Source organism: Terrabacter sp. NPDC080008, assembly GCF_040702505.1.
In the GTDB taxonomy this organism is placed as follows: domain Bacteria; phylum Actinomycetota; class Actinomycetes; order Actinomycetales; family Dermatophilaceae; genus Terrabacter.
Window position 1 is genome coordinate 884464 of sequence record NZ_JBFBLC010000002.1, and the last position, 13292, is coordinate 897755.

Genomic DNA, 13292 nt, shown 5'->3' on the forward strand with positions numbered 1-13292 from the left:
CCGTGTGCAGAACCACCCACCGGCCGGTCCGACGCCGCGCACCCGCCTCGCCCGGCTCGGAGGAGTGATCGCCCGGCACCCGCGCAGCTGGGTGGCCGTCTGGGCCGTCGTCGCGGCAGCCTGCTTCGCGATCGCCGTCGGCGGGGTGACGGGTGAGTCCCTCTTCGAGCGCCTCCACTCGGGTGCCCCCACGGTGGCGTCCGAGTCCTCGCGGGCGCAGGACGTCATCGCGCAGAGCCAGCCGGCCCTCGAGACGCTGACCCTGCAGGTGACCGGGGCGAGGCTCGATGACCCCGCGACCGTCGCCAGGGGCGCTGCGGCCACCAAGGAGATCGCCGGCGTGCCCGGCGTCAAGAGCGTGCGGTCTCCCCTGCTGTCCCCCAAGGGCGTCGACGACCCCCGGACGGCGTTCCTGCTGGAGGGCGGCTCGCCGGCCGCCGGTGGGTTCGTCACCGTCGTCGACTTCGAGCCGGGCCAGGACAAGGCCGCGCAGGACGCCGCCGAGGCGAAGGCGGAGCAGAAGCTGCTCGCCGTGCCCGCGGCCATGGGCGCCCAGGGATCGGTCGGCAGCACCAACAAGGTCATCAAGGCGATCACCAGCACCGTCGAGCGCGACCTGCTGCGCGGCGAGGGGATCGCCCTGCCGCTCACCTTCCTCGTCATGTTCTTCGTCTTCGCCGGGTTCATAGCCGCAGGCATGCCGGTCGTCGGCGCCCTGGTCTCGATCGGCGGAGCCCTGCTGTCGCTCTTCGTCTTCTCGCACGTCGTCGACCTCGACGCGACGGTCGTCAACATCGTGACGCTGCTCGGCCTGGGCCTCTCGATCGACTACGGCCTGCTCACGGTGAGCCGGTTCCGTGAGGAGCTCGCGCACCGGGCGCACGAGGTGCCCACGCGCGAGGAGGTGGCCCTGGCCGCCGAGCGCACCGTCGCCACCTCCGGCCGCACGGTGCTCTTCTCCGGGCTCACTGTCGCGATCGCCCTCGCCGGCCTGCTGATCTTCGAGGCCTCGATCATGCGCGCGATCGGCGTCGCCGGCGTCAGCGTCGTCCTCGTGGCGATGGTCGTCGCCATCACGCTCGTGCCCGCCCTCTGCGTCCTGGGAGCAAGACGACTGGCACGCAAAGCGGTCGAGCGCACGTCCGACGTCGGGTTCTTCTCGCGACTGGCCGACGGCGTGCAGGGCAGACCGGTCGTCGTCATCGTCGGGATCGTCGTGGTGCTCGTCTTCCTCGCCCTGCCGACCCTGTCGATGCGGCTCACCTCCTCCGGTACGGAGCTGCTGCCGAAGGACGCGCAGCAGCGGGTCTTCTTCGACCAGCTGAACCGGGACTACCCGGCGCTATCGTCACCCGAGGTGACCGTCGTGGCCGCGTCTGCCGACACCGCTGCCGTGACCGCCTGGGCCCAGCAGTTCAAGACCAGCCCGGGAGTGGAGAGCGTCGCGGTGCAGCCGCTCGGCGCGACGCACCAGCGGGTCGACCTCCGGGTCGCGGGCCGGCCGACCTCCAACGACGCCCAGGACCTCGTGTCGCGCGTCCGCGGCACCACCGCCCCCTTCCAGACGCTGACCACCGGCCAGGCTGCGGGCCAGATCGACTTCCTCGACTCCATGGCGGCACGGGCGCCGTATGCCGTGGGCCTCGTCGTGCTCGGCACGTTCGTGCTGCTCTTCCTCATGACCGGGTCGGTCGTCATGCCGGTCAAGGCGCTGCTGCTCAACGTCATCTCCCTGGGAGCGGCGCTCGGCGTCGTCGTGTGGATCTTCCAGGATCCCCACCTCGAGGGGCTGCTCAACTTCTCGTCGGTGGGGGCCGTGGAGTCGATGGTCCCGTTCCTCGTGCTGGCCTTCGGCTTCGGCCTGTCGATGGACTACGAGGTGTTCCTGCTGTCGCGGATCGTCGAGTTCCACCGGCAAGGCGTCGAGAACGATCGCGCCGTCTCCCTGGGCCTGCAGCGGACGGGGCGGATCATCACCTCGGCGGCCCTGCTCATCGTCATCGTCTTCGCCGGCTTCGTCGCCGGCGACATCCTCATCATCAAGCAGATGGGCCTGGCCCTCGTGGCCGCCGTCGTCATCGACGCGACCCTCGTGCGGATGCTGCTCGTGCCCGCCACCATGACCCTGCTCGGGCGGTGGAACTGGTGGGCGCCGGCGCCGCTGCGCCGCCTGCACGACCGCTTCGGGATCACGGAGTGAGCGCGGCCAGGAGCCGCGTCGTCACGGGTCAGGGTCTGGCTGAGCTGCTGCGCGTCAGCGGTGCCCACCCCTTCATCCGGTGGGAGGTGACCGACGACCTTGCGCAGACGTGGTGGCGGGCTGCCGGCGCCGTGGCGTTCCAGCGCACGCGCAAGTCGGTGCGTCACACGGTCAACGTGCTAGGCGACGACGCCGGGGTGACCCAGCTGATCGAGCACCTGCCCGAGATCGTCGCCACGGTCGCACCGCAGCGGCGGGCCCTGTCCGTGAGCGTCCCGCAGCACCTCGAGCCGGCGCTGCGCGAGCGCTACCGCGTGCTCGACGGCGGCGACTGGGAGTGGTTCCACACCACGACGGCGCCGGACGAGCACCCGTCGTACGAGCGGGTGGTTCATCTCGACGACGTCGCGCGCGCCGCAGAGGTGCGATCCTTCCTGCACGCCCACTCCCCCACGGCCGACACCGAACCGGGGCAGGGTGAACGATGGTTCGCCGTCGAGGATCCCGACGGGTCCCTGGCTGCTGTGGCCGCGTGGGGCACCACCCGCGCAGGTGCGCCGCACCTCTCGTCGGTGGCCGTCGACACGAGGCTGCGCGGCCGAGGCCTCGGCCGCACCATCGTCGGTGCGGTGACGCGGCGGGCCGTGGCCGAGGCCGGCGTGTGCACGTTGGGGATGTACTCGCACAACGACGTGGCGCGGGGCCTCTACCTGTCCCTGGGCTACGACCGGGTCTGTGCCTGGTCGAGCCGTCCCGTCGTCCTCCGGCACTGAGCTGGACCGGACCCGGAGCCGAGGAGCCCCTGCGGGGCCTCGGCCGCCGCGACACCTCGTCGGCGAAATCGGCAGCTCGGGCAGGAGCTGAGGTGGATGCTGTTGTCACAGCGTGGACCCGCCCGAGGAGGAAGCCGATGGCCGGCACAGCTCAGTCCCCAGCACCGTCGGCGTCGTCCGACCGCGACCGCCTCGCCGACCTGGGCTACCGCCAGGAGCTGTCCCGAGTGCTCTCGCTGTTCGACAACTTCAGCGTGGCCTTCTCGTACCTGTCGCCGATGGTCGGGGTCTACTCGCTCTTCGTCCTCGGGGTGGGGGCCGGCGGACCGCGCTACCTCTGGCTGATGCCCGTCGTGGTAGCCGGGATGCTGCTCGTGGCCCTGGTCTTCGGCGAGCTCGGCAGCCACTACCCGCTCGCCGGGGCCCTGTACCAGTACGGCAAGTACTCCGTCGGTGCGGGCTACGGCTGGTGGGTCGGGTGGATCTACGGCATCGCCCTGCTCGTCACCGTCGCCAGCGTCGACACCGGTGTCGTGCCCTACGTCGCCGACCTACTGAACCAGCTCTTCGGGACCACGATCGACCCGGCGAGCCACTCGGTCATCCTGCTGGTGACCGTGCTGCTGATCCTGCTGCAGACCGTCCTCAACGCCGTCGGCGCAAAGGTGCTCGGCCGGATCGCACGGCTGGGCGTCTACGTCGAGACCGTCGGTACGTTCGGTGTCGCGATCGCACTGGGCATCGCGGGTTTCCACCACGGTTTCGGTTTCCTCTTCTCCACCAACGGCGCCGAGACCGCTTCGACCAACAGCCTCCAGGTCGACTTCGGTGGCAACTGGTGGACCGGTGCTGCCCTCGTGGCGGTGCTCGCCCACGTCTACATCTTCTACGGCTTCGAGGCGGCCGGGGACGTCGCCGAGGAGACGGTGAACGCCAGTCGTCAGGTCCCGCGGGCGATGCGGTCCGCCCTCGTCTACGGTGGCATCGCCTCGTTCGTCCTCGTCGCCGGCCTCATCCTGGCGACCCCCTCCGACGCCAAGGGCTACGCGAACGCCACCTCGTTCACCGGCGGTGTGCCGGCGATCCTGGCGGAGCTGCCGCAGTGGCTCCAGGACGTCTTCCTGGTGCTCGTCATCCTCGCGTTCTTCTCCTGCGGCACAGCAGTGCAGGGCGCCGGCGCCCGGCTGGCCTACTCGTACGCCCGTGACGGCGCGGTGCCGGCCAGCAGGTGGGTCAGCCGGATCTCGACCCGGTTCCACACCCCCACCAACGCCCTGCTCGTCGGCGCCGTCGTGCCGGTGCTCTTCGCCCTGCTCGTCAACGTCAACCCGTCGAAGGACCTGCAGATCCTGTGGTTCACCTTCCCGGCCGGCATCAACGCGCTGACGGCCCTGGTGTCGTTCGGGGTCTCGGGCATCTACCTGTCCTTCCTCCTCACGGTGATCGGCTCGATGGTCGCCCGAGCCCGGGGCTGGGTACCGGAGGGCGCCTTCCGGCTCGGGCGGTGGGCGTGGCCGGTCAGCGTCGTCGCAGCCGCCTACCTCGCGCTCATGCTGGTCAACATCGTGGCCCCGACCGGTCTGACCAGTCCTCGCGGGGCGTTGTTCAACCTCGACTGGATCACCCTCGTCGTCGTCCTCATCATTCTCGTCGTCGGCGCGATCTACTTCGTCGTCGCGCGTCCGCACCGACGACTCGAGAGCCACCTCGCCGACCGACTCGAGCCGACGGGGGCGCAACGCCACGAGGTGGAGTGATTCCCCGCGAAAGACCCGTGGAGGGTCGCCGCGCCAGAACAGCAGCAACCCTCCACGTCCTCGCCCCCGGGCTCAGCTGACCGCGTCGAGCACGAACACCCCGTTGACCGACCGCAGGCGGTGGTCGTAGGTGGTGGTCGTGCGACCGAGCTGCGTCTCGGTCACCGTCGCTCGGGCACTCGTGTCGGCGGTCGCATGGCGCTCGTCGCGGGGCACGCCGTAGACCCAGCTCGCGCGCCCGTCGTAGGAGGAGCTCTCCGAGCGGCTGGAGATCCGTGCCCCACCGCGCGTCACGGAGGTGTCCTGACGCCAGTCGATGGCGATGTCACCGGTGACGTCGTACGCGCCCTCGGTGCCCGGCTTCGGGTGGAACCCGAGCAGCCCGTCCTTGCCCCAGCGGTGCTCGGTGCGCTCGACGGTCGGGGTGCCGCGGCCGTGGGACGTGGCGACCGACTGGGTGTCGGTCCAGGAGGCCGTGAGCCGGTCGTCGGCCTCGTCGTCCGTCCACGTGTGCCGTGAGGTGTTCGCGAGCTCGCGCGTCACCGTGGTCGTGACCGGGCCGCGCGAGGTGAGGAGGGTGCCGGTGACGCGGAAGCGGCGGGTGGCGTCGAGGTCGACCCGGCCGGCGTGGTCGCCGGTGCCGGACACCCTGCTGCTCACCACGGGCTCACCACCCGACGGAGCGCCGGTCGTGCCGGTCACCACGCTCCGGCCCGCGTCACGCCACACCCGGAAGCGGGGCGACAGCGTCCAACCACCCTGTCCGGCAGGCAGCCCCACCACCGAGAGGCGCACCTCGTGGGGACGCCCGTCGTCGAGCCGCCCGAGAAACGGTGTCAGGTCGTAGCCGAGCGGCGGGATGTCGAACGCCTTGGGCGAGGGGATCGTGTACCAGAGGAACGGGTTGCTCCAGCCGCCGGTGTAGATGACCGGGTAGGGCGCTGCGACGCCGGCCAGCTGCCCGTCGATACGCACGTCCACCTCGCGGTAGGGCAGCCCGTCCTCGCAGGAGTAGCCGGTGGAGGCGGGTGCACTGGTGTCCCAGAACTCCTCGCAGCCGCCGCCCGAGCCGGTGGCGAAGACGTCGGCGAGCAGCCGCGTCGAGTTGCGCGGCACGCTCAGCGAGCCGACGAGGTCGCTGCCGTCCCGGGCGGCACCGGCGAGCGGCAGCACCTGGTCCGAGGTCGCGGCGGCAGGGGCGCCGTGGCCCGTCGTGTAGAAGTCGAGGTCGACCGTCACGTGGATGACGCCGGTGTAGGTGTCGTTGACGACGTTGCCGATGGACATCTGCACCTGCTGCGGGTCGCGAAGCAGCGCCGCGAGGTCGGTGACGTCCTTCTGCACGTTCCAGTGGATGCCCTCGACGCTGGGCTCGGGAGTGGACAGCGTCAGCATGCGCACCCCTCCCACGTCCAGGTAGCCGAGCCGGTCGTACTGCCGCCCGGCGACGGAGCCGGTGAGACGCATGACGACCTTCGACCACCGGCCCGCGCACGCAGGCGGCGGCGTGAAGGAGCTCCGGTGCACGTCGAAGTCGGCGAAGGAGTCGTCGACGATCCGGACCGTGCAGTGGCGCGTACTCGGAACGGTGACGGGCGGCTCCGGGGTGCGGGGGTCGTCCCAGCCGGTGCCGAACTCCGCCGGCGGGCCGGCCACGGTGGACGCGGCTGGGGAGGTGGAGGCGACTGTGGTGGAGCTTGCCCCGGCCGAGGTCGCGTGGGGAAGGGCCGAGGCAGCGGTGGCGCCCGTCAGGGCCAGGGCCGCGCCGAGGAGCGCGGCGCTGACGGGGCGCAGGGCAGGTGTGCGCATGGCATCCGACGCTAGGACCCGGTAGGTCAAGGCAGGGCAAAGCACACTCCCGCTGACGGCATACGGCAGCCACCGGCATACGCGTGGAGGGCTGCCGCCACCGAGGTGACGACAGCCCTCCATGGGTCTGCGGGAGCTCAGCTCCGGACGGGGCTGACCTCCGGGGCGCCCTGGGGTGCGGGCGCCGAGGCGGCCGGCTTGGCGTCGACCCCGGCCTCCTTGCGCTGCTCGGGGGTGATCGGGGCCGGCGCCGCGGTCAGCGGGTCGTAGCCGCCACCGGACTTGGGGAAGGCGATGACGTCGCGGATCGAGTCGGTGTGCGCCAGCAGGGAGACGATGCGGTCCCAGCCGAAGGCGATGCCGCCGTGCGGCGGGGCGCCGTAGGCGAAGGCCTCGAGCAGGAAGCCGAACTTCTCCTGCGCGTCCTCCTCGGACAGGCCCATCACCGTGAAGACGCGCTCCTGGACGTCGCGCTGGTGGATACGGATGGAGCCGCCGCCGATCTCGTTGCCGTTGCAGACGATGTCGTACGCGTAGGCGAGCGCCGACCCGGGGTCGGTGTCGAAGGTGTCGAGGAACTCCGGCTTCGGCGACGTGAAGGCGTGGTGCACGGCCGTCCACGCACCGGCCCCGACGGCGACGTCACCGGAGGCGACCGCGTCGGCCGCCGGCTCGAAGAGAGGTGCGTCGACGACCCAGAGGAAGCTCCACGCGTCCTCGTCGATGAGCCCGCAGCGGCGGCCGATCTCGAGGCGGGCCGCACCGAGGAGCGCCCGCGAGGCCTTGGCCGTGCCGGCGGCGAAGAAGATGCAGTCACCGGGCTGCGCGCCGACGTGCGCGGCGAGGCCGTCACGCTCCGCGTCGGTGAGGTTCTTGGCGACCGGGCCGCCGAGCTGGCCGTCCTCCTGGACGAGGACGTACGCGAGGCCGCGGGCTCCGCGCTGCTTGGCCCACTCCTGCCACGCGTCGAGCTGCTTGCGGGGCTGGCTCGCGCCGCCGGGCATGACGACCGCCCCGACGTACTCGGACTGGAAGACGCGGAAGGTCGTGTCCTTGAAGTAGTCGGTGCACTCGACGAGCTCGTTGCCGAAGCGCAGGTCCGGCTTGTCGGAGCCGTAGCGCGCCATCGCCTCGGCATACGTCATCCGCTGGAACGGCGCCTGCAGCTCGACGCCGATCAGGCGCCACAGGGCCGAGATGATGGCCTCGCCGAGCTCGATGACGTCGTCCTGCTCGACGAAGCTCATCTCGATGTCGAGCTGGGTGAACTCCGGCTGGCGGTCGGCGCGGAAGTCCTCGTCTCGGTAGCAACGGGCGATCTGGTAGTAGCGCTCCATGCCGGCGACCATGAGCAGCTGCTTGAACAGCTGCGGGCTCTGCGGCAGGGCGTACCAGGAGCCCGGGGCCAGGCGCGCGGGCACGAGGAAGTCGCGGGCGCCCTCGGGCGTGGAGCGGGTGAGCGTGGGGGTCTCGATCTCGACGAAGTCGCGCTCACCGAGGACGGCGCGGGCCGCGGCGTTGACCTTGGAGCGCAGGCGGATCGCGGCGCCGGCCGAGCTCGCGCCGGGGCGGCGCAGGTCGAGGTAGCGGTGCTTGAGGCGGGCCTCCTCGCCGACGGTGACGCGCTCGTCGATCTGGAAGGGCAACGGGGCGCTCGGGTTGAGGACCTCGAGCTGCTCGACGATGACCTCGATCTCGCCGGTCGGCAGGTCGGGGTTCGCGTTGCCCTCCGGGCGCTCGCGCACCTCGCCGGTCACCCGTACGCAGTACTCGTTGCGCACGTCGTGGGCGCCGCCCTCGGCCAGCACCTCGTCACGCGCGACGACCTGGGCCACGCCCGAGGCGTCACGCAGGTCGAGGAAGGCGACCCCGCCGTGGTCTCGGCGCCGAGCCACCCAACCGGTGAGGGTGACGGTCTGGCCTGCGTGGTCGGCACGGAGAGTGCCGGCCTCGTGAGTGCGGAGCACGGAGGGTCCTTCCGGGAGGTGGGGCGGGTGGCACGGACGGCACGGGTGGCCGTCCATCGGGCCGCGAGGGCCGAGCCGGGCGCCCGGCGGCGGGACGGCCGCGGGCACCGAGGACCAATCCTAGACCGCCTGCGCCTAGGCTCTTCGCCGTGCAGCACTCCCGCAACCGTGACCTCGACGGCGTCCGAGGACTCGCGGTCCTCCTCGTCGTGGCCGGACACGCGGGGCTGCCGGTGCGCTGGGGCGGCCTGTCCGGGGTGACGCTCTTCTTCGTGCTCTCGGGCTACCTCATCACGAGCCTGCTGGTCCGCGAGTGGGACCGCTGGGGCTCGATCAGCCTCTGGCGCTTCTGGGGCCGCCGTGCGCTGCGCCTGCTCCCCGCGCTCGTGCTGCTGCTTGCGTTCGTCCCGGTGCTGCTGTGGGCCACGGGCGACAGCCGCCTCGCCGACTACCCGACGGCGGCCCTCGCATCGTTGTTCTACGTCGGCAACTGGGTGCGCATCGCCGGCACCGACCTCGGCCTGCTCAACCACCTGTGGTCGCTCTCGGTCGAGGAGCAGTTCTACGTCGTGTGGCCGGCCGTCTTTCTCGTCCTCATGACGTGGCTGCGCCGCCACGCCCTCTCGGTCGTGCTGGCGCTGGCAGCGGTCGCCACCGTCTACTCGGTGTGGACGCAGGGTTCGGCGGTCCGGCTCGACATCTCGACGGAGACGAACGCGTTCGCCCTCCTGCTCGGGGTGTCGCTGGCCTTCGCCCTGGCGGGGGTGCGCAGCCGCGGGTGGGAGCTGCCGGCCGCGAGCCCGCTCGTGCCGTTCCTCGTCATGGTGGCCGTCTCCGCCTTCCCCGGCCGCGCGCTGGAGGTCGACCACCCGCTCTTCCGGGGGCTCGGGGCCGTCTACGCGCTGGTCGGGGTGTGGCTGGTGTATGCCGCCGTGTCGGGTCACTCGCGCGTCGTCGGTTCCAGGGTCATGGTCTTCTTCGGGACGATCAGCTACGCGCTCTACCTGTGGCACCAGGCGCTGATCAACAGCTCCCTGCTCGGGGGCCACTCGACGCCCCGCAACCTGGCCCTGGTCGCCGTCGCCGTGCTCGTGTCGTGGTTGTCGTGGGTGCTCGTCGAGCGACCGGTCGGACGACTGCGCGGCCGCCTCCGGCTGGACCAGCCCTCGCGCCGCCAGCAGGCCTTTGCGGACACCCGTGCGGAGACCAGTGCGGACACCCGTGCGGACTCCCAGCCGTCCCGGCCGGCCGACGGTGCGGCCGTGCCGAGCACCGGTCCGTCGCTGCGTCAGTGAGTCGAGTAGCGGGTCAGTGACGCAGCCGGGGCGAGACGACGCCGCCGCTCGGCGTCGACGCGCTGCCGCCCCTCATGGCCGAGCGCCTGGAGAAGGAGGGCATGGAGAAGCAGGGCATCGCCCTCCACTTTCAACGTATAACGCACCCGGGGTCTTGCGGCAAGACCCCCCTCCTCGTCGAGAATTCCCGACTCCGGCCGACCCACCCGGTCGCTCGACCCCAGGGAGCTTGCGTGAAACCGCTGACCACCGATGCCTTCGACCTGCCGTCCGCCCTGGCCCACAAGGCCGTTCCTGCCCTCGTCGCCGCCGACGAGGAGCACTTCACCGCCATCGCGCTCAGCCTCGCACACACCGTCGCCGAGCTGGACGGTCGGCTCGACGCGGTGCGTCGTGCCCCTGCCGGTCACGGCCAGACGGCGCTCGAGCGCGACCAGGACGTTCACCGCCTGACCGCCCGGCTGCGCACCCTGCGCCGGTACGGGCTGGACCTCGCCCTCGGCCGCATGGTCAGGCACGACGGCGAGCGCGTCTACGTCGGGCGTTTGGGCCTGACCGCCGAGGACGGCCGCCGGCTCCTGGTCGACTGGCGCTCCCCCGTCGCCGAACCGTTCTTCGCCGCCACCCGCGCCGAACCCCTGGGGCTGGTGAGCCGGCGCCGCTACCGCTGGACCCGAGGCCGGGTCACCGACTTCTGGGACGAGGTGTTCACACCGGAGGCTCCCACGGACACCGCCGCTCTCGACGACGAGTCTGCGTTCCTCGCGAGCCTCGGCGCCGAGCGCTCGGACCGCATGCGCGACGTCCTCGCCACCATCGCCGCCGACCAGGACGCGATCATCCGGGCGGGCTCGCGCGGGGCGCTCGTCGTCGACGGTGGCCCCGGCACCGGGAAGACGGTCGTGGCACTGCACCGGACGGCATACCTGCTCTACTCCGACCCGAGGCTCGGACACCGCCGCGGAGGGGTGCTCTTCGTCGGTCCGCACGAGCCGTACCTCGCCTACGTCTCGGACGTGCTGCCGAGCCTCGGCGAGGAGAGCGTGCGCACGTGCACCCTGCGGGACCTGCTGCCCGAGGGCGCCGGCGCCGGCGAGGAGGCGGACCCCGTGGTCGCCCGTCTCAAGTCCTCCCTGCCCCTCGTCGACGCCATCGGGCCGGCGGTGGCGCTCTACGAGGAACCGCCGACGAACGCCCTCGAGGTCACGACGCCGTGGGAGGAGCTGCGCGTCGAGGCCGAGGACTGGGCAGCGGCCTTCTCGGCGCCACTGCCCGGGACCCCGCACAACGAGGCACGTGACGTCGTCCGGGAGGAGCTGATCGCCATCCTGGTCCACCGTCACAGCCACGAGGAGGCGACGCCGGAGCAGGTCAGGGCCGCCCTCGAGCGCGACCCCGACCTGCGGGCGGCCGTCAACCGGGCGTGGCCGCTGCTCGAGGCCACCGATCTCATCGGCGACCTGTGGTCCGTGCCTGCCTACCTGCGCCGGTGCGCGCCGTCACTCTCGCCGGAGCAGGTGCGTCTGCTGCGGCGACCGGAGGGATCACCCTGGACGGTGAGCGACCTGCCGCTCATCGACGCGGCGCGGCACCGCCTCGGAGATCCGGAGGCATCGGCTCGCCGCCGCCGGCGTGAGGCCGCCCGAGCGGCGGAACGGGTCGAGCGCGCCAAGGTGGTCGAGCACCTCGTCGAGCACGACGACTCGGAGATGCGCCTGATGTCGATGCTGCGCGGAGCCGACCTGCAGGGCGCTCTCGACGACACCGACGAGCCGGCTCGAACGGGCGCCGACGAGCTGGCCGGACCGTTCGCCCACATCGTCGTCGACGAGGCACAGGAGCTGACCGACGCCGAGTGGCGGATGCTCCTGCGGCGCTGCCCGTCGCGCAGCCTGACCGTCGTCGGGGACCGGGCCCAGGCCCGACGGGGCTTCCCGGAGCCCTGGGAGGACCGGCTCGAACGGGTGGGCCTCGAGCGCCTCACCGTGGCCTCGCTCAGCGTCAACTACCGCACACCGGAGGAGGTGATGGCGCAGGCGGAGCCCGTCATCCGGTCCGCGCTGCCCGACGCGAACGTCCCGGTCTCGGTGCGCGCCAGCGGGATTCCGGTCCGCACCGGCACGCCGGACCAGCTGGACCGGGTGGTCGACGCGTGGCTCGCCCAGCACGCCGAGGGAGTCGCCTGCGTCGTCGGCTGCCCCTCCTTCGCACCGCGCCCGAGGGTGCGCTCCCTTCCGCCGTCGTTGACGAAGGGCCTCGAGTTCGACCTCGTGGTCCTCGTCGACCCGGACCGCTTCGGTTCCGGCATCGAGGGCGCGGTCGACCGGTACGTCGCGATGACCCGGGCCACGAGCGAGCTCGTCGTGCTCACGCCTGCCTGACGCGTGGGCGGGAGCGGCTCAGCGGTGCTCGCCGTCGACGTAGAGCCAGCGCCCGGCCCGCCGCCCGAAGCTGCTGACCTCGTGGAGGCGGCCCCGCTGGCCGGCCGGCTCGAGCCAGCTCGCCACGAACTCGACGACGCCCTCGTCGTCGTCCGGCCCGCCCCGCTCGGTGCGCACCACCTCCAGCCCCGTCCAGCGGGTCCCGGGCTGGAGGTCCACCGTGTCGGGCCGGGTCCGCGGGTGCCACGTGCGCAGCAGGTATGCCGCGTCCCCCACCGCGAACGCCGTGTACCGCGAGCGCATCAACGCCTCGGCCGTCGCCGCCGCGCGCTCTCCGGCGAGCAGCGGACCGCAGCACGCGGCATACGCCGTCCGTGAGCCACAGGGGCACGCCGCGGGCACCGGAGCCGCGCCGAACGCCTCGCCGGTCACCGGCGGTCGCGCTGCGCCTCGCGGGCGGTCCAGGCCGCGTCGCGCGGGCGCAGCGTCGACCAGCCCCGGCTGCGCGAGAGGCCGGCGCTCAGCAGGCCGACGAGGGTCGCCGAGTTGCTGATCCGCCCGGTCAGGGCGGCGTCGACGGCGTCGTCGAGCGGCACCCACAGCGGCCGCAGCGTCAGCTCCTCGGCCGTGCGCTCGTGGGCGTCCTCCTGCGCGACGTCGCGCAGGCCTCGCGCCAGGAAGATGCGCACCGTCTCGGGGAAGGCGCCGGGCGAGGTGACGTCGTCGGCGAGCACGTGCCACTCCTCGGCCACGAGGTCGACCTCCTCGCCGAGCTCGCGGGCGGCGGCCTCCCACGGGGGCTCGCCGTCGACGTCGAGCAGGCCCGCGGGCAGCTCCCACACGTGGGCGCCGGTGGCGTGGCGGTACTGCCGGATCATCATGACGTGGTCGACCCCGTCGAACTCGTGCAGGGCGAGCACGGCGACCGCGCCGGGGTGCGTGATGTAGTCACGCGTGACCACGCCGCCCTCGCCGAGGTCGACGCGGTCACGCACGACGTCGAAGATCATGCCCTCGAAGGGCGTGGTCGACTCGAGGACGGGTTCCGAGGTCCAGTCCTCGACGAGGTCGGCTCCGGTGCCGCGTGGCGCGTCGAGACTCACCCGCGGC

General features: G+C 72.3%; 9 protein-coding genes. 5 read left to right on the plus strand and 4 right to left on the minus strand.

The features are described 5' to 3' along the window. Positions 1–4: 4 nt before the first annotated feature. The 3 genes from AB0316_RS10120 to AB0316_RS10130 all read left to right on the plus strand — a co-directional run bounded on the left by AB0316_RS10120 (position 5) and on the right by AB0316_RS10130 (position 4730). Complete coding sequence (locus AB0316_RS10120; protein ID WP_366272749.1) at positions 5–2200, plus strand: MMPL family transporter; 2196 nt, start codon at positions 5–7, stop codon at positions 2198–2200. Then, on the plus strand, positions 2197–2973 hold the full coding sequence (locus AB0316_RS10125; protein WP_366272751.1) for a GNAT family N-acetyltransferase: 777 nt from the start codon (positions 2197–2199) through the stop codon (positions 2971–2973). The genes AB0316_RS10120 and AB0316_RS10125 overlap by 4 nt, the downstream gene beginning before the upstream one ends. Positions 2974–3110: 137 nt before the next feature. Continuing rightward, on the plus strand, positions 3111–4730 hold the full coding sequence (locus tag AB0316_RS10130; protein WP_366272753.1) for an APC family permease: 1620 nt from the start codon (positions 3111–3113) through the stop codon (positions 4728–4730). A gap of 72 nt (positions 4731–4802) precedes the next feature. Here the strand turns inward: AB0316_RS10130 and AB0316_RS10135 are convergent, their stop codons facing one another. Then, positions 4803–6539: a peptide-N4-asparagine amidase gene (locus AB0316_RS10135; protein WP_366272755.1), complete on the minus strand. Its 1737-nt coding sequence runs from the start codon at positions 6537–6539 to the stop codon at positions 4803–4805. A gap of 137 nt (positions 6540–6676) precedes the next feature. Next, entirely contained in the window at positions 6677–8506 is a 1830-nt protein-coding gene (gene aspS, locus AB0316_RS10140) for an aspartate--tRNA ligase (protein ID WP_366272757.1), read from the minus strand. A 149-nt stretch (positions 8507–8655) separates the two neighbouring features. Here aspS and AB0316_RS10145 point away from each other — a divergent pair, with 149 nt between their 5' ends. Together AB0316_RS10145 and helR are read left to right on the plus strand one after the other, a co-directional pair. After that, positions 8656–9801, plus strand: a complete 1146-nt coding sequence (locus tag AB0316_RS10145; protein WP_366272759.1) for an acyltransferase — start codon at positions 8656–8658, stop codon at positions 9799–9801. A 233-nt stretch (positions 9802–10034) separates the two neighbouring features. Further along, positions 10035–12182, plus strand: a complete 2148-nt coding sequence (gene helR / locus AB0316_RS10150; protein ID WP_366272761.1) for an RNA polymerase recycling motor ATPase HelR — start codon at positions 10035–10037, stop codon at positions 12180–12182. 18 nt (positions 12183–12200) lie between these two features. Here the strand turns inward: helR and AB0316_RS10155 are convergent, their stop codons facing one another. Both AB0316_RS10155 and AB0316_RS10160 read right to left on the minus strand, forming a co-directional pair. Beyond that, a complete protein-coding gene (locus tag AB0316_RS10155; RefSeq protein WP_366272855.1) occupies positions 12201–12584 on the minus strand; it encodes a YchJ family protein in 384 nt (127 codons plus the stop codon). Between the two features lie 26 nt (positions 12585–12610). Then, positions 12611–13285, minus strand: a complete 675-nt coding sequence (locus tag AB0316_RS10160; protein ID WP_366272763.1) for an NUDIX hydrolase — start codon at positions 13283–13285, stop codon at positions 12611–12613. Positions 13286–13292 lie beyond the last annotated feature (7 nt).